At 51.9% G+C, this 24,718-nt stretch carries 20 protein-coding genes; all 20 read left to right on the forward strand.

Features of this window, described 5'->3' with window-relative positions; all coding sequences use genetic code 11:
- Nucleotides 1-6: 6 nt before the first annotated feature.
- A complete protein-coding gene (locus ACLIN2_RS15420; RefSeq protein ID WP_411501469.1) occupies nucleotides 7-1,749 on the forward strand; it encodes a M28 family peptidase in 1,743 nt (580 codons plus the stop codon).
- Between the two features lie 268 nt (nucleotides 1,750-2,017).
- The gene (locus tag ACLIN2_RS15425; protein ID WP_122960354.1) at nucleotides 2,018-3,013 is read left to right on the forward strand and encodes an ABC transporter ATP-binding protein; all 996 of its coding nucleotides are present in this window, start codon (nucleotides 2,018-2,020) and stop codon (nucleotides 3,011-3,013) included.
- Nucleotides 3,010-3,981, forward strand: a complete 972-nt coding sequence (locus ACLIN2_RS15430; protein WP_122960355.1) for an ABC transporter ATP-binding protein — start codon at nucleotides 3,010-3,012, stop codon at nucleotides 3,979-3,981. Before ACLIN2_RS15425 ends, ACLIN2_RS15430 begins: the two co-directional genes overlap by 4 nt.
- A gap of 56 nt (nucleotides 3,982-4,037) precedes the next feature.
- Nucleotides 4,038-5,741: an ABC transporter substrate-binding protein gene (locus tag ACLIN2_RS15435; protein ID WP_328211743.1), complete on the forward strand. Its 1,704-nt coding sequence runs from the start codon at nucleotides 4,038-4,040 to the stop codon at nucleotides 5,739-5,741.
- A gap of 71 nt (nucleotides 5,742-5,812) precedes the next feature.
- A complete protein-coding gene (locus ACLIN2_RS15440) occupies nucleotides 5,813-6,772 on the forward strand; it encodes an ABC transporter permease (RefSeq protein ID WP_092276318.1) in 960 nt (319 codons plus the stop codon).
- A 12-nt stretch (nucleotides 6,773-6,784) separates the two neighbouring features.
- Entirely contained in the window at nucleotides 6,785-7,699 is a 915-nt protein-coding gene (locus ACLIN2_RS15445; protein WP_092276321.1) for an ABC transporter permease, read from the forward strand.
- Between the two features lie 20 nt (nucleotides 7,700-7,719).
- Entirely contained in the window at nucleotides 7,720-8,880 is a 1,161-nt protein-coding gene (locus ACLIN2_RS15450; protein WP_411501470.1) for a M24 family metallopeptidase, read from the forward strand.
- Nucleotides 8,881-8,890: 10 nt separating this feature from the next.
- Entirely contained in the window at nucleotides 8,891-9,718 is an 828-nt protein-coding gene (locus tag ACLIN2_RS15455; RefSeq protein ID WP_411501471.1) for an alpha/beta fold hydrolase, read from the forward strand.
- Between the two features lie 43 nt (nucleotides 9,719-9,761).
- Nucleotides 9,762-11,192, forward strand: a complete 1,431-nt coding sequence (locus tag ACLIN2_RS15460; RefSeq protein ID WP_092276330.1) for a M20/M25/M40 family metallo-hydrolase — start codon at nucleotides 9,762-9,764, stop codon at nucleotides 11,190-11,192.
- Between the two features lie 33 nt (nucleotides 11,193-11,225).
- Nucleotides 11,226-12,989 carry a M28 family peptidase gene (locus tag ACLIN2_RS15465; protein ID WP_411501472.1) on the forward strand — a complete coding sequence of 588 codons (1,764 nt, stop codon included), beginning with the start codon at nucleotides 11,226-11,228 and terminating at the stop codon, nucleotides 12,987-12,989.
- A gap of 41 nt (nucleotides 12,990-13,030) precedes the next feature.
- Complete coding sequence (locus ACLIN2_RS15470) at nucleotides 13,031-14,797, forward strand: M28 family peptidase (RefSeq protein ID WP_411501473.1); 1,767 nt, start codon at nucleotides 13,031-13,033, stop codon at nucleotides 14,795-14,797.
- Between the two features lie 168 nt (nucleotides 14,798-14,965).
- On the forward strand, nucleotides 14,966-15,322 hold the full coding sequence (locus tag ACLIN2_RS15475) for a hypothetical protein (protein WP_411501474.1): 357 nt from the start codon (nucleotides 14,966-14,968) through the stop codon (nucleotides 15,320-15,322).
- A 265-nt stretch (nucleotides 15,323-15,587) separates the two neighbouring features.
- A complete protein-coding gene (locus tag ACLIN2_RS15480; protein ID WP_411501475.1) occupies nucleotides 15,588-17,342 on the forward strand; it encodes a M28 family peptidase in 1,755 nt (584 codons plus the stop codon).
- Nucleotides 17,343-17,366: 24 nt separating this feature from the next.
- The gene (locus ACLIN2_RS15485; RefSeq protein ID WP_310231651.1) at nucleotides 17,367-19,091 is read left to right on the forward strand and encodes an ABC transporter substrate-binding protein; all 1,725 of its coding nucleotides are present in this window, start codon (nucleotides 17,367-17,369) and stop codon (nucleotides 19,089-19,091) included.
- A 101-nt stretch (nucleotides 19,092-19,192) separates the two neighbouring features.
- A complete protein-coding gene (locus ACLIN2_RS15490) occupies nucleotides 19,193-20,182 on the forward strand; it encodes an ABC transporter permease (RefSeq protein ID WP_246070798.1) in 990 nt (329 codons plus the stop codon).
- A gap of 5 nt (nucleotides 20,183-20,187) precedes the next feature.
- Nucleotides 20,188-21,123, forward strand: a complete 936-nt coding sequence (locus ACLIN2_RS15495; RefSeq protein ID WP_411501476.1) for an ABC transporter permease — start codon at nucleotides 20,188-20,190, stop codon at nucleotides 21,121-21,123.
- Nucleotides 21,124-21,131: 8 nt separating this feature from the next.
- On the forward strand, nucleotides 21,132-22,154 hold the full coding sequence (locus ACLIN2_RS15500; protein WP_259676080.1) for an ABC transporter ATP-binding protein: 1,023 nt from the start codon (nucleotides 21,132-21,134) through the stop codon (nucleotides 22,152-22,154).
- Nucleotides 22,133-23,164, forward strand: coding sequence for an ABC transporter ATP-binding protein (locus tag ACLIN2_RS15505; protein WP_411501477.1), 1,032 nt, complete (start codon nucleotides 22,133-22,135; stop codon nucleotides 23,162-23,164). Before ACLIN2_RS15500 ends, ACLIN2_RS15505 begins: the two co-directional genes overlap by 22 nt.
- A complete protein-coding gene (locus tag ACLIN2_RS15510; RefSeq protein ID WP_411501478.1) occupies nucleotides 23,161-23,916 on the forward strand; it encodes an aspartate/glutamate racemase family protein in 756 nt (251 codons plus the stop codon). Before ACLIN2_RS15505 ends, ACLIN2_RS15510 begins: the two co-directional genes overlap by 4 nt.
- Before the next feature lie 20 nt (nucleotides 23,917-23,936).
- Nucleotides 23,937-24,698 carry an aspartate/glutamate racemase family protein gene (locus tag ACLIN2_RS15515; protein ID WP_411501479.1) on the forward strand — a complete coding sequence of 254 codons (762 nt, stop codon included), beginning with the start codon at nucleotides 23,937-23,939 and terminating at the stop codon, nucleotides 24,696-24,698.
- Nucleotides 24,699-24,718: the final 20 nt, after the last annotated feature.

Genomic DNA, 24,718 nt, shown 5'->3' on the forward strand with positions numbered 1-24,718 from the left:
CCGTATATGAACCAATGGCAGACGCTTATTCCAGAGGAACACCTGCTTCTGCAGGTTAACAAAAGCAAGCTGATGGAGTTTACGCAGACCATTTCCAAAGAAGTGCGTCTGTCCGGCTCCGAAGAAGAGCTGCGTGCTTTCCACTATGTCAAAGAAACATTAGAAGAGATGGGTGTAGAAACACAGCTGCATTTTCACCAGGCGTATATCAGCTTGCCCGTCAAGTCCCACCTCACCGTGGCCGATCAACCGATTCCCTCCATCACCCATTCGATGGGGCAATCCGTCAATCATTTGGAGGCTGAGCTCGTTTATGCGGCCTCTGGCACTGCACAGGATTATCAAAGGCTGGAGGTTGTAGGCAAAATCGTGCTCCTGGATGGTTTAGCTACACCCATTGCCGTGAAAACAGCAGAGGAGCAGGGAGCGATTGGGGCTGTCTTTATCAATGCGACCTATACCCACGAGATGATCGTCTCTACCGTCTGGGGAACTCCGACCCTCGAGAACAAGGGACTGCTCCCAAGCATCCCAGTGGTGTCGGTCACGATCGAAACGGGCGCAGTAATCAAGAACTACCTGGCAGAAGGAAAAAGCATATGTACGATTTCGACTGTGGTAGAAACGGGTATTCGCACCATTCCTACCCTCATCGCGGACATCAAAGGGCAAGCCGAGCCGGATAAGTTCGTGCTCTTTAGCGGGCACATCGACTCCTGGCACTACGGGGCGATGGATAACGGGACGGCCAACGCTGCTATGCTGGAGGTGGCGCGTATTCTTTCCACCCAACGCTCCCAACTGAAACGGACGCTGCGTCTAGCGTTTTGGTCCGGTCATTCTCACGGTCGTTATGCAGGCTCTGCCTGGTATTGCGACACGCACTGGGAGGATTTGCGGGAGAATTGTCTCCTGCATCTGAATATCGATTCCGTCGGGGCGATGGATGCAACGGTTCTGACCGAAGCCAATACGATGAGAGAAACGCGAAAGCTTGCAAACGATGTCATAAGCCTGGTCGCCGATCAGGAATTTACGGGCTCGCGCTTTGGGCGCTCTGGCGATCAGTCGTTCTGGGGGACGGGAACACCTTCCCTTTTCATGGGCCTCTCTGAACAAGAACCATCCGAGGATCCCGCCGCAAAAGCCTTCAGTCAGCTTTTTGGATCGGGGAAATCAGGAGGGTTTGGCTGGTGGTGGCATACGACGGAAGACACGATGGATAAAATTGATCCTGAGCTTTTGGAGAGGGATTGCAAAATCTACTTGTCCATTGTCTGGCGTTCTTTGACGAGTCCACTCTATCCAATCGACCAGCTGGAAGCGATTGCTGACATTGAGGGAAGCGTCCAGAAATGGCAGGTGAAAGCAGGGAATCGCTTTGATTTGTCGTCCACGCTTGCACGGATTGAGAGTGTGAAAGCAAGCCTGCTGGAGTTAAAGGACGAAATGAAGATAGCTTTAGAGGAAGAGAAGGTAACACTCATCAATCACTGCCTGCTGGAGCTTTCCAGTTATCTGGTTCCACTCAACTACGTAAAGGGCAGTATCTACGAGCATGACTTGGCTCTGAAGCAGCCAGCCGTTCCGAAGTTCTCTGATCTCGAGCTGCTGGTGCAAACCACACCGGATCTGCCAGAGTATTACTTTCTGCTGACATCCCTGCAAAGGAAGCGAAATGAAGTCAATTATGCGCTGAAGCAAGCAAATCGGCTGGTGCAGGAAACACTCCGGTGCTTGCAAAAATGAAACGAGCAAAGATAGCTGTTCCCGGCAGATTCGTTCCGCTGCTGGGGACAGCTTTTTTCTCTTTTTCCGAGATTCGAACACAACTGTTCTTAGGGTCATTTGGGGTCTGCCAACCAACCATGCCTGAACCTAATGGGCCGTCTTCAATTATCCCGGACGCAAAAAGGAGGGTAGTAGCACGATTTCCCACGATGAAACCATCTGGCATAGTCCTTGCTATTAAACCAAGGTAACGATAGAAGATGTCGTTTCACAGGGGGGGGAAGTCATGTCTCGAGACAAGCCAAAAGTACTGGAAGTCAAACATGTGAAAACGCGGATCAAGATGGAGAGCAAGGAGTACGCCATCATCGAGGAAATTGATTTCCACGTGGATAGCAAAGAGACGGTTGGGATCGTCGGGGAATCAGGCTGTGGAAAAAGCATGACGGCCTTGTCCATCATGGGGCTCTTGCCAGAAAACGCCAGTGTAAGCGAGGGAGAGATTCGCTTGCAGGGCACCAATTTGCTCACGATCAGCAAGGACGCCTATCGGAAAAAACGGGGAAAAGAGATGTCGATGATTTTCCAGGAGCCGATGTCTTCTTTGAATCCGGTGTATACCATCGGCTTTCAACTAATCGAGCTGTTACGAGAGCACACCACGATGAGCAAGGCAAAGGCGAAAAAGAAAGCCATCGAAATGCTCCAGACCGTCGGGATTCCCAGACCGCATGAGGTCATCGACGAATACCCGCATCAGCTCTCCGGTGGAATGAGGCAGCGGGTGATGATCGCCATGGGGCTCGCCTGCAATCCCGATATCTTAATTGCGGATGAACCAACGACGGCTCTCGATGTTACGATCCAGGCCCAGATCCTCGAGCTGATGAAAAGACTGCAGGAACAGTTTGACATGGCGATCTTGCTCATTACGCATGACCTTGGTGTCGTCGCAGAGGTTTGCGACCGAGTCATCGTCATGTACGCGGGACAGATTGTTGAGGAAGCACCGGTTCTCACACTGTTTGAATCCCCCAACCATCCCTATACAAAAGGACTGATTGCTTCGACTCCCAAAATCGGGGAAGGAAAGGAGCGCCTACATACGATCGAGGGAACCGTACCTCAGCTTTCTGAAATGCCCAAAGGCTGCCGCTTTGCCACACGCTGTTCGGAAGTGACGGAGCGCTGTATCCGAGAATCCCCGCCGCTGGTAGAGCTATCTGAGCAAGTCAGATGCCGCTGCTGGTTATATCCGAAAACGAGTGGGGTGTCTGTATGAGTGAGATTTTGTTAGAAGCAAAAGGCTTGAAAAAGTATTTTCCCATGAAGAAAGGGTTTTTGCGCCGCACGGTTTCCCAGGTAAAAGCAGTAGATGATTTGTCATTTCACGTCCTCAAAGGCGAAACGCTGGGAATCGTCGGTGAGTCCGGCTGTGGAAAATCGACGACGGGCAGGCTGTTAATTCGCCTCTTGGAAGCGACGGAAGGCGAAGTCATTTACAAGGGAAGAAACATCCTGCACACCCAAAAGGAAGAAATGCGCGAGCTTCGCAAGGAATTGCAAATGGTTTTTCAGGATCCGTACTCTTCGCTGAATCCCCGGCTGACTGTCGGGCAGATCCTCGAAGAACCACTGGCAAACTACCAGCTTTCCCCCAAAAATGAATGGCGAGAAAAGATTCTGGAGCTGCTTCAAGTCGTGGGACTGGGTGAGCAAGCGATTCATCGCTATCCCCATGAGTTTAGTGGAGGACAGCGACAGCGGATCGGCATAGCAAGAGCACTGATGCTCGGACCCGAGCTGATCATCGCAGACGAGCCCGTATCGGCCCTGGATGTCTCCATTCAATCGCAGGTATTGAACCTGCTGAAGGATTTGCAGCAGCGATATGCCCTGACCTTTATTTTTATTTCCCATGATTTAAGTGTGGTGAATCATTTTTGTGATCGCATCTTGGTGATGTATCTGGGCCGGGTGGTTGAAATCAGCTCAAAAAAGAGTTTGTTTGAAAGACCGCTTCATCCTTACTCGCAGGCGCTTCTATCGGCGGTTCCCAGTCCTGATCCGAAGCGCAAGAAGGACAGAATCATCCTGACCGGCGACGTTCCCAGTCCATCCAATCCACCTTCGGGGTGTGCATTTCACCCGCGCTGTCCGGCTTGTATGGACATCTGCAAGCAGGTACGTCCAGCCTTGCGACATACTGCGGACGGGGAGGCTGTTGCCTGCCATTTATACAGCGAATAGCATCTCGTCAATCACTTCAAACCAAACAAGATCAGGGGGAAACGAATGTGAAGCCAATGAACAGAAAGAATGTCATGCTCTCACTCCTGCTGTCTGCAAGCATGCTGGCAGCTTGCTCATCGCAGCCGACGAGCAATGGAAATCAAAGCGCGGCCAGTCCATCCGGCACGAGTACTCCGGCCGCGACCACTTCTCAGCCTGCACCAGCAAGCGGGCAGCCTGCTGTCGGGGGAACACTGGTAGTGGGAACGCTGTCTGGACCCGATACCCTAAACCCACTCGTTTCCAACACGACACCGGGCAGTTGGGTCGTCAACAATCTGTATCCGCATTTGATGCAGATGGATCCGAGCGGCAAAAAGGTACCTTACCTGGCTGAATCCGTCACGACTTCAGAGGACGGGCTTACCATCACGATCAAGCTTCGCGATGGCGTGACGTGGCAGGATGGGCAGCCGATCACCTCGGAGGACGTCGCATTCACGGGCCAGCTCTTGCACGACAAAAAGCTTCAATGGACGGCAGAGATTTTTGATCAGGTAGCCAAGGTCGAAACACCGGACAAATTGACCGTCGTATACACCTTAAAAGGTCCTTATCCTGCCTTCTCTGGGGCCATCGGTTACTGGGTACGGATCGTTCCGAAGCATATTTGGGAAAAAGTCGACGATCCGAAAGCCTTTGAAAACGCAGAGCCGGTTGGGGCGGGTCCATTCAAGCTCGTCAAGTATGAAAAAGGTCAGTACATCGAGCTGGCTGCGATCGACAAATGGTTTTCTGCACCAGGCGGACGCCCTTATCTGGATAAAGTGATCTTCAAGATTTACCCGGACGCCAATACGATGACACTTGCGCTGCAAAAAGGGGAAGTGGACGTGACCTCTTCCGATTTGCCGACATCAGCAGCCAAGCTTTTGGCGACCAACCCGTCTATCAAGGTGGAGCAAACAGCGAGCCTTGGCTTCGCTTACTACAGCTTTAATACAGATGCATCCAAAGGCGTATCTCCGACGCAAGACGTCAACTTCCGCCAAGCGATGGCGACAGCGACAGACCGCAGCACCATCCTGAACGTAGCGCTGGAGGGAGCAGGCATGCAGATCGACACGCCGATTTCCCCGCTGTTTGCCGACTGGATCAACCCCGACGCGAAAGCACCTGCATACGATACGGCCAAGGCAAAAGAGATCCTCACGAGTGCCGGATACAGCGATACCGACGGAGATGGCATTCTGAATGCTCCAGGCAGCTTTGGCGGCAAAAACGTAGAACCGGAAGTCATCTACGACGGGGCGAACGTCTTCCACCAAAAGGTTGCGAAAATTCTGGAGAAAAACGCGGCTGATATCGGCGTGAAGCTGGTTTTGAAGCCGGTCGAGTACAACACGCTGGTAGCGAAAGTGTTTAACGAACGCGATTTTCAAATGCATATCGGAAAATGGGGCGTTCTGGATGAGCCGAGCGAAACCTTCTCCAATCTGTATCATTCCAAAGCAAAAAACAACATGGCCACTTATACGAATACCGAGATGGACCGTTTGGCAGACGGAGCGAAATACGCGAAGAGCGAGCAGATTGCGCGTGACGATGTAAAAGCAGCCCAAGCGCTGTTCGTCAAAGAGTTCCCGGTGGTGCCGATCTATGTACAAAAATTCAACCTCGCCTATAACGCAGATAAGTTTGGGGGCTTTACGTTGTTCCCAGGAGACCTGCAAGGCTTGGTGGATCCAAACTCACTCGTTGGCGTCTACAAAAAGTAAAACGGACATCTACCCGAGCGGCTCATCATTGGCTGCTCGGGTAGTATGATCCACGTAAGGGAGTGCCGCTCATGACGCATTTTCTCATTGCCCGGCTGCTGCGCGGCGTGATCACCGTGCTGGTTGCCGTGACTGCTACCTTTTTAATCCTGCGTGTAATGCCCGGCGACCCGACGACCATGATGCTGGACAATCGCGTTCCTGAGGAAATCAGACAGCAGCTCTTAAAGGATTTTGGATTGGACAAAGATTTGTTTACGCAATATCTCATCTTTCTCAAGCAGCTATTTCTTGGTTTCGATTTGGGTACGTCCTTCGTGCAAAGGGTTCCCGTCATGGATGTGATCTTGTCGAGACTTCCCTGGACATTGGTATTGATGTCTGTATCTATGCTGATTACCGCTTTGATTGGCATACCCTTGGGCGTCATTGCAGCTTATCGCAAGGGCTCCTTTCTGGACCAGGCAATCAATGCTTTGTCGATCCTGGGTATTGCTTTGTTCATTCCCTGGTTGGGGATCATACTCCTGTATTTCCTGGGACTGAAAATTCCTTGGTTCCCCATAGGCGGCGCTGTAACCGTCGGCTTGGAGGGCTGGGATTACATCTGGGATGCCACAAAGCATTTGGTATTGCCAGTCGTGTCCTTGACGATCGTGCATCTGGCCAGCTACGTGCTCTATATGCGGGCAAGCACGATTGACGTTTTAAATGAGGAATACATTCGCACAGCCCGCGCCAAAGGGTTGAAGGAGAGGGTCGTGCTGTGGCGCCATGCAGTACGCAATTCCTTGCTCTCCACAGTTACCATGATGGGCTTGCAGCTGGGAGCCATTGTCGGCGGTGCCATCCTGACGGAAACCGTGTTTGCCTATCCAGGTCTTGGCAGGCTGATCTATGAAGCAGTTAAAGAGCATGATTATCCGATTTTACAGGGGACCTTCTTGATACTTGCCGTAACCGTCGTCGTGGTGAACATTTTGACAGACATTGTCTATTCGTACTTGGATCCGAAAATAACTAACAGCTAGGGGGGAAGGGGAATGGAAAATACCACTTTGGTCAAAGAAAATGTCCCTGGCTCGCTGCCCCTTTCGATCCAGCAGCCCAGAACGTCCCCTCTGCGGGAGTTCATCAAGCACTTTCGGAGGAATCGACTCGGGGTCATTGGATTATTCGGCATTTTGGCGCTGCTGCTTCTGGCGGTTTTCGCACCCGCCATTAGTGATCGTCCTACCGGGTACGGGGACGTCACCAACATGCTGCAGCCGCCAAACGCCCAGTATTGGTTTGGTACGGATTCGGTTGGCTTGAGCATTTTCGATCAGGTCATCTGGGGGACGCGCGTTTCCTTGTACGTCGGTCTGACCTCTGCTGTGATCTCGATCCTGATCGGAGTACCGATCGGCCTGTTATCCGGCTACTACGGGGGGAGAGTGTCGCACATCGGCATGGCGATTACGGACATTTTTCTGACGCTGCCTGTGCTTCCGCTCATGATCATTATGGCGGCCGTTCTGGGTACGGGCATCAGTAATATCGCGATTATCATCGGCCTATTCAGCTGGCCGCAGATTGCGCGGGTGACCCGTGCGGAAACGCTGGCGATTCGTGAAAAGCAATACATCGAAGCTGCGAGAGCGATTGGAACAAAAGAGTCCAAAATCATCTTCCGCCACGTTCTGTTAAATGCCTTTCCTCCGATCCTCGTCAACATGACGATCATCATGGGAACGTCCGTGTTATCCGAGGCAGGCTTGAGCTTTCTCGGTCTGGGCGACCCTATGAGCTGGAGCTGGGGGACTATTTTGCAAAATGCGCATTCTACCGGTGTCATTATCCATGCGTGGTGGCTGGCGTTGTTTCCGAGCATCGCTATCGTCGTTCTGGTGCTGTCCTTCAACTTCCTCGGTATCGGCATCAATGAAGCACTGAATCCGCGCTTGAGAAAAAGATAATTTTCCAGGAGGGACGTAAAATGCTGACCAGGATTCCGAAAGAAGTTTATGCCGAGAGGATTGCCCGCATACAGGAGCATTTGCGCCAGAAGTCGATCAGCGGCCTGCTCGTGACCAACACGTACAACATCTTTTACACCACAGGGCTGTTCCATTTTCCAAACGAACGGCCTGTTGCCTTGTTTGTCCCGGCAGCTGGCGAATCGATTTTGTTTGTTCCGGTGATGGAGCTGCAAGAGGCGAAACATCAGACGATCTTCCGGGACATTCGCGACTATTTCGAATACCCGGGAGTCGTTCACCCGATTGACTGGATGGTGGGCAGCATCAAGCAAACCTATCCGAAGCTGTCACAAGTGAGCATCGATGGCGGCAGCCGCGAGCTCTTCTATCGCGTGCGCGAATTGTTTGCGCCTACCTCTTTGTCCGTCGATCCGCTTATCCACGAAATGCGGCTGACGAAGGATGCGCATGAAGTCGAATTGCTCCGTGCTGCCGGGCAGTACTCCGACTATATCGTCAAGCGGGGAACAGAGGTAGCTGCACCAGGCATGTCTGAGCTGGAGATGCTGCTAACCATTTCGGGAGATACCCTGAACAAAATGATTGAAGATTTGGGCGATGTCGTGTACGTCCCCGGTGGACCTGCAGGCGGACTGGTTCCCAGTGGCCTTCGTACTGCGATGCCGCATGCGCTGCCGAGTGCGAAGCGTATGGAAAAAGGAGAGACGTTAATCCTCAGCTGCGGCGCAAATATAGGCGGCTACCGGGCAGAATGTGAACGCACGTGCTTCATCGGAGACGTGAGTGCTGAGCAGGCAAAAGTACTCGAGGTGATGGCGACCGCACAGCAGATGGCGATCGAGGCCATGCGTCCGGGAAATAAGTGCTCGGATATCGACGCGATCGCACTGGATTATATTCGAAAAGCCGGCTACGGTCAGTACCTGCTGCACCGGACAGGGCATGGAAAGGGCCTAGAGGAGCACGAAGCTCCTTGGATCGAGGTGGGCGACCATACCGTGCTGCGACCAGGCATGGTCTTGTCCAGCGAGCCTGGCATTTACATCGAAGGCTTCTCCGGATTCCGCCATTCCGATACGATCATCGTCACGGACGACGAACCGCTTGTCGTCACGCAATTTCCGAAGTCCTTGGATCAACTGATTATCAACGTATAGGAGGATGAGCATGTACACGACGATAAACGACTGCCGCATTTACTATGAGGTTCACGGAAAAGACGATGGCGAGACGATCTTTTTCATCCACGGTGCTCCTGGCTTGGGAGATTGTCGAGCGGATCGCAAAGCGTTTGCACCATTGGAGGAGACCCATAAGCTCGTGTTTTTGGATATGCGCGGTTCAGGTCGGTCGGAAGAGAAGCCTCCTTATACGCATGAGCAATGGGCATCTGACATCGATGAATTGCGCAAACAGCTGAATGTGGACAAAATCGTGATCCATGGCGGCTCCTATGGCGGTTACATGGCTTTGGAATACGTTACCCGGTATCCGCAGCATGTCTCTCATGTCATGCTACGTGATACGAAGCCAGGCTCCGATCGCCAGGATGTAGCGACAAAACGCGCACTGGAAGCCGATCTGCCAGGGCTGACCGAGGATGAGCTGGTCCGGATGTTCGCGGGCGAAATGCGCTCCAACGAAGAGCTGAAATCAGTCTTTTTTGCCCTCCAGCCCTTGTATACGGTGGAATACGATCCCGTGGTCGCAAAGGAGAAAATCGATAGCATCTACTATCACTATGAGACGCATAATTTTGCCTTCAGCGTGAACCAGCCGACCTTCAACCTCCGCGACAAGCTGCCAGCGATTGACGTGCCCGTTCTCGTATCGGTAGGGCGACACGATTGGATTACTCCGGTGGATGCGTCAGAGGAAATCGCGAGCCTCATCCCGCGATCCGAGCTGGTTATCTACGAAAATAGCGGACACTCGCCGCACATCGAAGAAAATGAAAAGTACTTGAGCCGTGTTCGTCAATTTCTCGCAAAATAACATTCGCAATCCTAGTAAAAAGAAAACCGAGGAGGGTACTGGAATGAATCTGCAAGAGGTTCTCACCCATTTGGAAAAAAACTTCGAGGAAGATCTGGAACGTGTCCGTGAATTTCTCCGCATGCCCAGCATCAGCTACACAGGCGAAGGAATCGAAGAGACGGCAAACAAATTAAAAGAGATCATCGAGGAGCTGGGAGGAACTGCGGAAGTGGTGCCGACCAAAGGGCATCCCATCGTATTTGGAGAGTTTGACGAAGGACAGGACCATACTCTTTTGGTCTACGGGATGTACGACGTAATGCCGACGGATGAAGAGGGCTGGACCGTCGATCCGTGGGGCGCAGAAATCAAGGATCTGCCCAAGTTTGGGCCGTGCATCGTCAACCGTGGGGCAGTGAATACAAAAGGACCGCTGGGCGCTTTCTTCAATACGATCCGCGCGATCCGGGAAGTGAATGGCAGGCTTCCGGTCAATTTGATCTTTGCTGTTGAAGGGGAAGAGGAAATGGGCAGCCGCAACTTTCCGGCCTTCCTCGAGCAGTACAAAGAGAAATTGTCCAAAGCAGAAGCTGTCCTATTCCCTTTCTTCGAGCAGGATGAAGTCGGTACACCCGGTCTGGTGCTTGGCACAAAAGGACTGCTTTACTTTGAGCTGGTTTGTCAGGGCGGAGATTGGGGAGGTCCTACCTCCCGCGGCATTCATGGCTCCTTTAACGCATGGGTGAAAAACCCTGCGTGGCGCCTCGTGCAAGCTCTCTCTACCATGGTGGACGTCGATGAAAATATTTTGATAGAAGGCCTCTTGGATGATGTGTCAGAGATTCCTGCAAAAGAAAGGGATATTCTGAAACAGCAAATCGAGGAAGGCATCTATGACGAAAACGTGTTCCTCGAAAACTATGATGTCAAACGCCTGAAATACGATGGAACCGGAATGGACGTATGGGAAAAGCTGTACAGCAGGCCTCAGCTGAACATCGACGGAATCTACTCCGGCTACACGGGTCCAGGGACGAAAACGCTGCTGCCTCATATTGCAACAGCCAAAGTCGACGTTCGCATGGTGCCTCATATGGAGCCGGATGAAGTGGTTCGCTCTATTCGCGAGCATCTGGATAAACATGGATTTGCCGACATCGAAATGAATGTCGCCAACAAATACTACTGGTCAAAAGTATCGGTAGAGGAGAATGTCGTGCAAGCCATGATCGATACGTACCGGACGATGGGCAAAGAGCCGCAAATCCAGCCTCTGAATCCAGGAAGTGCTCCCTACTATGTATTCGAGCGCTACTTGCAGATTCCTTATGTGACAGGTGGAATGGGGCACGGGGCCAGACAACACTCCAGCGACGAGTACTGCACGGTACAAGGCGTTCTCGACTTCGAGAAGTCAATGGCAATCTTCTTTGACCACTATTGCCAGAGAGTGTCGGGTAAGCAGAATCCACAAGATGCGATCTCCAAGTAACCATCAACCAGGTTCGAGAGGGAGGGGTTGCCCATGACTTTCGAGATTGACCAACTCGAAAGGACGGTGTTAAACGACATCTCTACCGAGGTGCCGAAAGCCATTCTGGAGCGATTTGTCACGCTTACCCGTGAGTCCGGGAGTGAAGATGAACGGATTGCCGCTCATTTTTTGACCCAATATTTGGAGAATTGGAACATACCGTATCGGATTCATCACCCGCGGATTTATTTAAGCGTCCCGAAAAAGGCTGCCATCATCGTCACCCACCCGGAAACGAAGGAAATCCAAGCCAAGACACCATCGTGCTCGATTTCCACAGGGGATCGCTGGATTAGTGGTGAGGTCATGTATATTCCAGCGGATGAAGACGATCTGAGCGATGCCTTTGACCCGCTTGCAACCAACAAGTATGGAGATGTCCGTGGAAAAATCGTCTTGACGGACGGATATCCAGTGTCTGGAAAAACGAAGGAATTGTGCATGGAAGGCGCGCTTGGCGTTATTTTCATCAGTCCAGGCCGCTACATACATGAGGGCACAATTGGCGTCGTCTGGGGCTCACCGGATTTGGACACCATGAACGAAGAGCCCCAGATACCCGCTTTGATGATCGGGAAGCAGGATGGGCAAGATGTAATCCGCGCATGCCAAGCAGGAAAGGTGAGCTTACAATTCCAGACGCATCTGGACAACGGCTGGTTTGCGTGTCCGCTGATCGATATATGGATCGAAGGCACCGAGGAGCCGGATAAATACGTCTTATTGCACGGTCATTTGGATTCGTGGCATCAAGGAATCGGTGACAATGGGACGGGGAATGCCGCTTTATTGGAAATGGCACGCCTCTTTCACAAGCACCGCCAAAAGCTGAAGCGCAGCATACGGATTGCGATATGGCCTGGGCATTCGACAGGCAGATATGCAGGCTCTACCTGGTTTGCCGATCAGTTCGGTCTAGATCTCGACGAAAATTGTATTGCGCAGGTCAACTGCGACTCTCCCGGCTGCCGCTGGGCGACTTCGTACGAGGACATGACCTGGATGAGTGAAGCGGAAGAGCTGTGCAAGTCCTCCATTAAGGATGCCGTCGACGAGCATTCCAAAGGCACTCGTCCGCACCGAGCAGGCGATTATTCTTTTCACAACATCGGAATTTCGTCCTTTTACATGCTTTCGTCTAGCATCCCGGCAGAAGAATTGAAAGAAAAGGGCTATTACGGGGTCGGGGGCTGCGGATCTAATATCGAGTGGCACAGCGAAGATGACCTCATGCATGTCGCTGATTTGGATATTCTCGTACGGGATATTCGGGTATATATGACGACCATACTACGTGTGGTCCAATCACCTATTCATCCATTCGCTTTTACAAAAACAGTAGAAGAGCTGATGGAGACCATCGAGGAATACCAAGCAGCAGCAGGCGATCACTTTTCGTTTGCCGCCGCGAAAGGAGAGGCCACAGCTCTGCTTCGAGAAATGCAAGAATTTTATCGGCAGCTGCCCTTCCTCTCCTTTGCCTCTGTCAGTGATCCAAGTGTGATACGAGTGAATGAAATTATCCGCCAAATCGGACGTGAGCTCGTCACGATCAACTTCTCGCGAACAGGAAAGTTCCGTCACGACCTAGCCGTTGACATGCCTCGGTTACCGGACTTGGCAGCCGTGCACCATTTGTCCAGATTGGAGCCTGGGTCACATCCGTATCGAGTGGCCCTCACACACCTTACCCGAGGTCAAAATCGTGTGGCGTGGACCTTTCAGCGCTTACGCAAGCTGCTGAAAAACGGGTAAAGGGACACGGGAAAACAGGCATAAATTCAAGGGAGGTACCCATGACAAGTATCGTGAAAGAGCATGAAAAGCTTTTGCTCGATGAAATCAGTATGGAGACACCCAAACGAATACTAGATGTATTCAGCGGCTTGATTCGAGAATCTGGGAGTGAGGATGAGCGCACAGCAGCCCACTTTCTCGCGTCGCTTTTGAAGGAATGGGGCGTGCCACATACGGTCCACTATCCTTCCATTTATTTGAGTGTTCCGAAAACAGCTTCGGTAACAGCTCTTGCTCCAGCTGCCAAATCGTTTCGGGCGAAAACGCCTTCCTTTTCCGTATCAACCAACGGAGTGCCTGTAACGGGCGAGCTCGTATACGTTCCATCCGCTCAGGCTACAGACCGCTACGATATTTTCGATGCCAAAGTAAAAGAAGAAGTGAATGACCTGGCGGGAAAAATCGTCATCAGCGAAGGCCTGGCGATGCCCGAAAAAGTCGCCACCTTCCACGACAAAGGCGTGCTGGGTGCCATCTTCATCAATCCGGGTACGAACATTCACGATGGGATCTGCACCACGATCTGGGGTTCCCCAGACTTGGACACCATCGGCAATGAGCCCAAGATCCCCGTAGTGGCTGTCAACAAATCCGACGGAGAAGCGCTAAAAACGATGTGTCAGACAGATACAACCGTGATCGAGATTACGACGAGTCTGGAAAAAGGCTGGCATGAATGCCCGCTGATCGACTTGTTTATCGAAGGCACCGAGGAGCCGGAGAAGTACATCCTTTTGCACGGCCATCTGGATTCCTGGCATATCGGGATCGGGGATAATACGACAGGCGATGCGGCTTTGATGGAAATGGCACGAATCTTCTACAAGCACCGTGACAAGCTGAAACGCAGCCTTCGCATCGCCATCTGGCCCGGACATTCGACGGGGCGTTACGCAGGGTCCACTTGGTTCGCGGACCAGTTCGCGCTGGATCTCGACGCCAATTGCATCGCGCAAGTAAACTGCGACTCTCCTGGCTGCCGGTGGGCGACCTCCTATGAAAAAATGGACTGGACGATTGAGGTAGGGGAGCATTGCAAACAAGCGATCCTCGACGCAGTCAAAGAAGAAGCAAAGGGAAAGCGTCCGAATCGCGCGGGCGACTATTCGTTCCACAACATTGGGATTACCTCCTTTTACAAGCTATCGTCCAGTATTCCGCAGGAGCAGCTGAAGGAAAAAGGGTACTATCCCGTTGGTGGCTGCGGTTCTAATATCGAGTGGCATACCGAGGATGATTTAATGCATGTGGCTGACCTCGATATTCTGCATAGAGATTTGAAGGTGTATATGACATCGATCTATCGCGTCCTGCAGGCAACGATCCTTCCCTATGATTTCCGCAAGACTGCTGACGAGTTCATGGATACGATCCAACGATATCAAGAGGCTTGCGGCGAACACTTCCGGTTTGATCAAGCGGTGGTTGCAGCAAAAGAGCTTCGTCAGTCGTTAGAGGATTTTTATCTGGAGCTGCAATTCCTGAAAACGGAGAATCTCGCCTCGCCAGCAGTGAAGGCTGCAAATGAAAGGCTTCTGCAGCTAGGGAGAACGCTGATTCCGATCAACTTTACTCGCCGTGGCAAATTCCATCACGATCCTGCGGTTCAAATTCCTGCTTTGCCTGATATCGCCCCCGCTCTGCAGCTAGCCGCACTAGATCCAGGGTCTCACCGCTACCGTGTCACGCAAACCCATCTGCTCCGTGGCCAAAATCGAGTCGTATGGGCAATGAAAGAAGCGCAAAAAATAATTGGCAAAGCGTAACAGCAGCATCTATTGCGACCGCTTCCTATCTGGATGAAATGGAGGGTCAGCTGCTGTTCACCAGCTCCGCCAAACCAAACGGGTGCTTCTGCATCCGTTTTTTTCTTTCGGTGCGTGAGGGCTTTGGAGGGACGAATGGCTATGGAACAAAATGGGAATAGATAGACCTTGGCCGGTACGCGATGGGGCGACTGGAGGCACTGGAAAAAGTACCAGCCTACGATTCTATATCTTTTGCTGCTCAACGTCCATTACTACTACATCACGTATCATCATCGCTTATGGTATCTGCATCCCCAATGGCCTCTCAACAGTGAGCTGATTTGTGTCCTGGGTGAGCTCATCGTGTTTACAAGCACAGTACTGATCTTTTTGGGGCGGTATCCAGAAGGCAAGCTATTCTCGCTAAGGTGGACAGGCCAATGGGTATGTGTGCATACATTGAATGAATGGCTGCTTTGCTTGACTGGCACATTTCGCTATAATTTTTTCCTCATCCACCTCAATTCGATTCCTATACGGTGAAGGAAACGATGAATAAAGGCAGCGACGGTCATGGCTCTCGAGTAGAGTAAATGGCTGTCCTGCTTTTTTGCATTGGTGAGTTATCAGAATCTTAGGTGATTTTGGGGTACATCAGGTATGGCTTTCCTACCCTAAATTTGCAATTGAAACAGATCATTCCCGCAAAACAGCAGGCAGATGGGCATTGTTTGCGGCTTTTTCGTTTGGCACGGGACTTGCGTATTTCACCAACCGAGGCAAGCGAATGACAAAAGGGGGTAGATGAGTGTTGGTGGGAGCCATGAAAAGGCTGCTGGATGAGATCAGCATGGAGACGCCAAAGGCAATCTTGGAGCGCTTTGGCAGCCTTGTTAGAGAATCGGGCAGTGAAGATGAAAGAATCGCCGCACAGTTTTTGTCCAGTTTGTTGGATCAGTGGGGGGTACCGTATCAAGTACATCGCCCCAATCTATTCTTAAGTGTGCCTAGAGCTGCGAAGCTGAAGCTGGTTGTACCGGAGGAAAAAGAAATTCGGGCAAAAAATCCGGCCTTCTCTGTGATCACCGGCGATGAATGGAGAGGAGGAGAAGTAGTCTATGTGCCCACTGGCTTCAAGAAGAAGTGGGACAACCAAAAAGATACATCCTTTGATCCGGCGTCTGGCAGTCTGAATGGGAAAATCGTACTGACGGAAGGGTTTCCGAGGCCGGCGAGAATCAGGGAGCTGAACGAGCAGGGAATTATCGGCGCCATCTTTATCCACCCCGGTAAGAACATACACGAGAGCATCTGCACTCCCATCTGGGGAGCACCTGATCTGGATACGCATGAAAATGTCCCGAAACTGCCTGTGTTGATGATCAATCGTCCGGATGGACAGGAGCTGATCGAGCGAATCGCCCAAGGCAAGGTGGAGGTGCAGTTCCAAACGCATTTGGATCAAGGCTGGTTCCCTTGTCCGTTACTCGACATCTTCATCGAGGGCACAGAGGAACCCGATAAGTACGTGCTGCTTCACGGGCACATGGATTCCTGGCATCAAGGCTTGGGAGATAACGCTACCGGCAATGCAGCTATGATCGAGATGGCAAGAGTCTTCTATCAAAATCGGCATCTGTTGAAACGCAGCTTGCGCATTGCCATTTGGCCAGGACATTCCACGGGACGCTATGCTGGTTCGACCTGGTTCGCAGACACCTTTGGCTTGGACCTGGATGAAAATTGCATCGCCCAGGTGAATTGTGACTCTCCGGGATGTCGCTGGGCTACTTCCTACCACGAGATGAGTTGGATGAGCGAAGTCGATTCCTTTTGTAAAACGTCTATCAAGGAAGCAATCGGCATGGACTCGATCGGTCAACGGCCGCCGCGTGCGGGTGATTATTCCTTCCATAACATCGGATTGACTGCTTTTTACATGCTTTCTTCCAGTATTCCGGACGAAGTGCTGCAGCAAAAAGGCTATTACCCAGTTGGCGGCTGTGGCTCGAATATTGAGTGGCATACCGAAGAAGACCTCATCCACATCATTGATTACGAAATCCTCCAGCGAGATGTGCAGGTCTATATGGCATCTCTGTACCGCATCGTGAATGCTACCCTGCATCCCTTCCAATTTGTGAACACCGTTGATGAATTTATCCGCACGATTCAAAGCTACCAGGATGCTGCTGGCGAGCATTTTTCATTTGAGCTTTCCCTCGGGGAGGCGAGAGAGCTCCGGGCCGCACTCGTCGATTTTTATAATCAAAGCGAGAAACTTCAAACGCGTGATATCAACGATCCAGAGGTCAAGCATGCCAACCAGATTCTGCGAGGCTTGAGTCGAACGCTAGTGCCCATCAACTTTACCCGGCGCGGCAAGTTTTGGCACGATCCTGCCATTGATATTTTGCCATTGCCTGATATCGCACCAGCCACCACCTTGCCCAAGCTTGAAGTGGGGGCGCATCTGTACAGGGTGACATTGACACATTTGATGCGCGGACAGAACCGTCTTGTCTGGACATTGCACCAAGCCAAGCGCAGCGTTCTGGCGTAATCGATTTTTTAGGGGGGAAACCGAGTGAAAAAAGCAGCCAAGTGGAAGTACGGTCTGATGGCCACAACCGTTCTCTTGGGAACTGTCCTGTCTGCTTGCACGAGCGAGACACAAACACAGCCCAAGTCCACGGATACGCCAAAAACGGAGCCAGCTGACGCGAAAAGCAGAGAGATTCGTACCCTGCAGATCCTGAGCAGGCCGCAAGCGTCCGCACCTGACGAATACGAACGAGCCAACCTGATTGCAGGGGCCATGAAAGAGCTGGGTATCAACGCAGAGATCAAGGCGATGCCGTACGAGCAGCAATCAGACATTGTCTGGTACAAACGCGACGAGTGGGATATGACGGGCTGGCAAATGGCAGCACGTCCGGAAAGGCTGGATCCGGATGAATTTGTGTATAACCTGTTCCATTCCAGCACAGCGAAAGATGGTTACAACTTCATCGGCTACAACAATCCGGAATACGACAAGATTGCGGAGCAGCAACGGATCACGGTGGATCGCGAAGAGAGAAAAAACCTGATCTTCAAAGCACAGGAGCTGATCGCAAGCGATGTCGCCTACCTATTCAACGTCCATCCCAAATTAAAATACGTCTACAACCATCAAGTGTTTGACCCGAATTCCATCGTAGAGATGGCGGGTATGGGTATCCGCAACATTTGGACGTACTTGAATGCCGCACCAATCGGCCAGCAAAAAAACATGGTCTTGAACAGCAACGACTCTGTCCAGGCGCTCAATCCTTTTTATATCAGCGGCTCCTTTGATTCGTGGGTAACAGAGCTGATCTGGGACCGTTTGATGCGGATCGACAAAGACGGTTTGCCCAAGCCTTGGGCTGCCGAATCCGTCACCTGGAAGACGGATACACAGATTGAAATTAAATTGCGCGCAAACATGAAATGGCACGACGGCAAGCCCGTAACTGCGGAAGACGTGAAATTCTCCTATGAGGCCCCTCTGACAGGAGAAGTGCCGATGTATAAGCCATTTGTGGAAATCATCGATAAGATCGATATCAAAGACCCGCTTACGCTGGAGTTTACACTGAAGCGTCCGTGGGCAGCGTTTGAAACGGCTAGCTTATCCAAACTGAATCTTGTTCCCAAGCATATTTGGGGACCGATCATCGAAGATCTGAAGAACAAGCCCGAGAATGCGGAGAGCTACCAGGAGAAGACCCCAATCGGTTCTGGACCCTTCAAATACGAGAACTGGAAATTCAAAGAAGAAGTTGTTTTGAGTGCGAATACAGAGCATTTTTCTCCTCCGAAAATCGAGAAGTGGATCATGAGAGAGATTCCCAATACCGAAGCTTCTCTCGGCATGATTGAAAATGGCGAAATCAACTTCCTCGCCGTATTCCCGGGTGATGGACAGCTGCTGCAGCAGAAAGTAGAAGCAAGCCCCAACCTCACTATGGTTACAACGACTGACCTGGGCTTCCAATTCTTCGCCATGAATCATCGCCGTCCACCGTTCAACGATGTGGCTTTCCGCCGCGCTTTGGCAGCCGCCGTTGACCGCGATATGATGGCACAAGTCGTGTACAAAGGCTTTGCCGAACCAGGTGATTCGGTCATCTCGCCAGCATTGCCGATCTGGAAAAACCCGAGCCTGCCGTATCCATCGGGTGGAGTAGAGGAAGCGAAGAAGATTTTGCAGGAAGCCGGCTATGAGTGGGATGCAGCAGGCAAGCTGCTCTATCCGGCTGGCAAAAAAGAAGAGCTCGGCAAATAAAAGCTGACTCCCTCTTCAATCTCTAGGTGCGCGGAATGCTGGGAGCGGCAAATGACCAGCGTTCCACGCCTTGGAATTCCTCAGAGAAAGGAGCGAACGCATTGGGGAACCGATCCAAGTTCATATGGAGTCGACTGGCTCAGATGGTTCTGACGCTATGGATCATCGCGACGATCCTGTTTTTCATCTTTCGGCTGATGCCTGGCAATCCGCTAGTTGCCTATATCGACCCTACCTTTACCAAAGAGCAACAAGACATTTTAATGGCGCAGTTTGGCCTGGATAAACCACTGTGGATGCAATATTTGATCTACCTGGCAAATCTGGTGCAGGGTGAGCTGGGAGATTCCTTTAAATTCCGGGCTCCCGTCATGGAAGTCATCTGGGGCGTCCTGCCCAACACGCTGTATCTCATGCTCTTTTCCTTTGTCATCGCCTACCTCGTAGGGATATTGGGCGGTGTATTGCTCGCATGGAAACGGAAAACCAGGTTCGAGACCATCGGGATTATCGCCACTCTGTTTACGAGATCAGCGCCGCAGATGTGGGTAGGAATGATCGTCCTTGTGATCTTTTCCTTTCATTTGAACTGGTTTCCCTCAGGGGGGGCTTCGGCGACAGGAGTCGTCTATGCGTCTGAGTGGGAGAAGCTTACTTCTCTCTCCTTTCTGAAGCACCTGTTTTTGCCCTCTTTAACCGCAGCCATCTATTTGATGGGCCTTCCTCTGCTCCTGATGCGGTCCAACATGCTGGACGTGATGGGGGAATCCTACGTGGAAGTTGCGAGAATGAGAGGACTTAGCGAGCAAAGGATCATGCTCAAGTACGCAGCGAGAAATGCAGCGCTGCCAGTAGTCACCGCGATGGCAGTGGGGATCGGGTACGCGCTTGGCGGCAATGTGGTCATTGAGATGGTCTTCAGCTGGCCGGGCTTGGGACGTTTGCTTGTCAATGCTGTGTCGGCAAGCGACTATGCACTGGCTCAAGGAGCCTTTATTTTGAGTGCCGCTGTCATGGTCATCATGAACTTTGTGGCAGATATCCTGTACAGCTTTTTGGATCCGCGGGTCACATTTGGCAAAGGGAGGTGAGTGGAATGAACACGGACGTAAGAATGGAACAGAGGCCTGTACAAGTCGCCTATCGAAAAGCTGGATTTCTAGTAGTCTTGGGAAAGAATCTAGCAGGAGTCTACCGTTTTTTGAAAAACGACCCGTTCAGCATGACAGGAGCAGCGATTTACCTGTTTTTTATCTTGATCGCGCTGTTTGCGCCACTCCTCGCTCCCTATGATCCGCATGAAATGATCAAGCACAACGGAAAGCTGGCATTTAACCAGCCGCCCTCTGCTGAGCACTGGCTAGGGACGACAAACATGGGCAGGGATATTTTCTCCCAGCTTGTGTATGGGGCAAAACCAGCGATGATGGTTGGTTTGACAGCCGCATTCTTCGTTGTAGTCGTAGGGACGTTGGTCGGTTTGTTCGCCGGCTACTACAAAGGCCGTGTGGACGGTGTGCTTATGCGCGTTACCGATATCGCATTCGGCATTCCTTTTGAGCCGTTCGTCATCGTTCTCGTTGCCTTTTTAGGTCCGAGCGTCTGGAATATCGTCCTCGCGATGGGGCTTCTTCTCTGGCGGGATACGGCCCGCGTCATTCGCTCCCAGGTACTCACGGTCCGCGAGCGCAGCTTTGTGGAAGCCGCGAAGATATCAGGAGCATCCGATTTACGCATTCTATTCGTGCAGGTGGCACCGAATATTCTTCCTTTGTCGTTTCTGTATGGCTCGCTTGCCATGGGCTGGGCGATCTTGACGGAGGCGGCGGTCAGCTTTCTCGGCTTTGGAGATCCGGCCATGATGAGCTGGGGCTTCATGCTAAATGACGCCTACGCTTCCCAGGCATTGAGTCGCGAGGCGTACTGGTGGATTATTCCGCCGGGCATTTTTATCATGCTGACGGTCATGGCCGGCTTCTACATCGGAAGAGGCTCGGAAGAAATCCTGTATCCTCGTTTGAAAAATCAATAGCCAAGGGGGTGAAGTCATTGTCGCTATTGGAAGTAAACGACCTGAAAATCTACTACAAAACGTCGCGGGGGATCAGCAAAGCAGTCGATGGGGTGTCATTTGCGGTCGACCAAGGAAGAAGCCTCGGACTTGTGGGAGAAAGCGGCTGTGGGAAAAGCACCTTGGTGAAAGGCATCATTCGCGTTCTCGCAGGAAACGGCGTCATCGCAGGGGGATCAGTCAACTTTGACGGGAATGACTTGACGAAAATGGCAGAATCCCACATTCGCCAGGTTCGCTGGAAGGATTTGTCGCTCATCCCACAGGCGGCCATGGACTCTCTCAATCCGGTCTATCCGGTGATTGATTCCTTCTTGGAGATTTTGATGCTCAAAGGCAAGCTTTCGCGAGCAGACGCAATCCAAAGAGCACAAGAGCTGTTTACCATGGTTGGGCTGGATACGAAACGGCTTCGATACTATCCCCATGAATTTTCTGGCGGGATGAAGCAGCGGGCAATGATTGCGCTAGCTCTGGCTTTAAGTCCCAAGCTCGTCATTGCTGATGAACCTGTTACCGCCCTGGATGTGATTGTGCAAAATCAGGTCCTGCGCGTTCTGAAAAATTTGAAAAAGGAATTGGGTCTCACGCTGGTGATGATCACGCACGATATTTCTGTCGTGGCAGAGACATGTGACGATGTAGCGGTGATGTACGCAGGGAAAATCATCGAGCTCGGACCTGTCTCGCGTGTGCTGAAGCACTCCATGCACCCATACACGATGGGACTTGCAAACGCATTCCCCAATTTGAAGAAAACGGAGAGCACTCTGATCTCGATCGAAGGCTCTCCGCCAGACTTGGTAGACCCACCCAAAGGCTGTCGATTTGCTGCCCGTTGTCCGTTTCAAATCGAGGCGTGCGCGCATGAAGAGCCATCACTCGTTTCTGTAGGTGATCGTCATTTCGCGGCATGCCATCGCTTGGACGAAATCGCTGTTCTCCAGGCAAAGGCGAAGGAGGTGGACACATGGCGGAAAATCCCATCATAGAGGTGCGCGGTCTCTCCAAGCACTTCGAGGCCAGACAGCATTTGTTCCGGAAAAGCAGCACGGGAGCTGGCGTCCTGAAAGCCGTTGACGACGTGAGCTTTCGCATTCCGAAAGGTCACTCTCTCGGAATTGCTGGCGAGAGTGGCTGCGGAAAGACGACGACCGCCAAAATGCTGCTGAAGCTGTATGAACCTACCTCTGGTTCCTTTTTGTTCAACGGCAAAGACATCACACATTTGAGAGCAAAAGAAGAGCTCAAACAGTTTCGCAAGCAAGCCCAGCTCATGTTTCAAAATCCGTTTGAGGCACTGAACCCTCGCTTCACCATTTTCCGTTCACTTTTGGAGCCGCTCATTGTCCATGATATCGGTACAAAGGAAGAGAGAGCCGCCCTCATCAAGCAGGCCCTTGAGCAAGTGAATTTGATTCCGGCTGAAAACTTCTTTGAAAAGTATCCCCACCAGATGAGCGGGGGGCAGCTCCAGCGGGTCGTACTGGCACGGGCATTGATCGTAGACCCGATCTTCCTGGTGGCGGATGAGCCAGTGTCCATGCTGGATGTATCGGTACGCGCGGGCGTTCTCAACCTGATGAAAACCTTGACAGAGCGACTGCAGCTGACCACGGTCTACATCTCCCACGATCTATCGCTCATCTCCTACATGTGTGAGCAGACGGCGATCATGTACCTGGGAAAAGTCGTGGAGATCGGGGATACCATGAGCGTCTTGCAGAAACCGAAGCATCCGTATACCCAGGCCTTGCTTGCGGCAGTACCCTCTCCCGATCCCGACGAGGAGCCGGAAGAGGTTCTCATAAAAAATCATGTGCCAAGCCCGATCAATATGCCCAATGGCTGCCACTTCCAAGACAGATGTCCCTACACCGAGGCCATCTGCCGAGAAAAAACGCCAGAGCTGCGGCAATCGGAAACCGGTCAGATCGTTGCTTGCCACATGGTTACGCCCTTTTTTGATCGAAAGGCAGAAAGAGAGGAGCATGTGATATGAAAATCATGTATGTCGTGCCAGGCCCCATGGATCAGGCAGAAGCCGCCCGCAGAGGTGACCTGCTGAAGCTGTGGGCAGCACCTGGGACAAACGTGGAAATCGTCACGGTGCAAGAAGGTCCAGCTTCCATCGAATCGATGTATGAAGAATACCTGTCGATTCCGCCTGTAGCGAAGATCATGTATCAGCTGGAACAGGAAGGCTATGATGCGGCAATACTCGGTTGTGCAGGTGACCCAGGCTTGGACGCGTTTCGAGAAATTACCACCAGCATGCTAGTCGTCGGTCCCGCTGCAAGCAGTTTTCATGCAGCAGCCATGCTTGGCCATCAATTTACCTTGCTCACCGTGGCAGACAGCATGATTGGTTCGAGCCATGAGCTGGTCGCAAAGTCTGGACTGACTGACAAGCTGGCTTCGGTACGAGCCGTTAACATACCTGTCCTGGAGCTGGCGACGAATCGGGAGGAAACGCTGGAAAAGCTTGTTCGCATCGGACGCGAAGCCATCGAGTTAGATCGCGCGGACGTACTGGTTCTCGGCTGCATGTCCATGGGCTTTTTGAATGTAGCGGAAGAGATGCAGGATGCACTTGGTATTCCAGTCGTCAACCCGGCGAAAATTGCTTTGAAAATGACAGAAGCCCTCGTGTCGATCGAGCTCGTCCATTCCAAGAAGGCTTATTCCCTACCACCCAAGCTTGCCAGTGGAAAAGTGAAATCACTCGACGAGCTGCTAGTAAGCCGTTCCTAATTTCGGTGATGGAAAAGGCTATGAAAATCGCATACGTCGTCCCAGGACCTATGAAACGGGAGGAGATCAGCAGAAGACAGCTTTTGCTGCAGAAGTGGGCGAATCCCGGTGTCACTGTGGAGATCATAGACGTCGCAGTAGGACCAGCTTCGGTTGAATCCATGTACGAAGAATACTTGGGCATTCTCGAGGCAGCCAAGGTCATATATCGGCTGGATCAGGAAGACTACGCTGCGGTTGTACTCGGGTGTGCAGGTGATCCTGGGTTGGATGGGCTGCGCGAAATCACCCAAAACGTGCTGGTTGTCGGTCCCAGAGAGGCAGGCATGAACATGGCCGCCATGCTCGGCCATCGGTTTAGTGTGCTTACGGTTACGGACAGCAGAATCCCCAGAGGCCACGAACTTGCGCTGATTGCAGGACTACGCTCAAAGCTCGTTCATGTGCGTGCCTTGAATATCCCCGTCCTCGAACTGGCACAAAATCGATCGGCGGCTTTAGAAAAGCTGGTGCAGATCGGTCAAGAAGAAGTCGAGCACCACCACGCAGATTGCCTGGTTCTCGGCTGCATGTCGATGGGCTTTTTGAACGTAGCAGAGGAGATGACGGTACGGCTGGGGATACCAGTCATGAATCCGGTTAGAACTGCACTCAAGACAGCGGAAGCGCTGGTTATGTGCGGGCTGCACCATTCCAAGAATGGCTATGCTTACCCGCCGAAGCTATCTTCGGGGAAAGCAAAATCGCTGGATGACCTGCTCCACAAAAGGACTTCGCCGTAATCGTCTAGTTCTCGACTGGG

Source organism: Brevibacillus centrosporus (assembly GCF_046622605.1).
In the GTDB taxonomy this organism is placed as follows: Bacteria; Bacillota; Bacilli; order Brevibacillales; family Brevibacillaceae; genus Brevibacillus; species Brevibacillus centrosporus.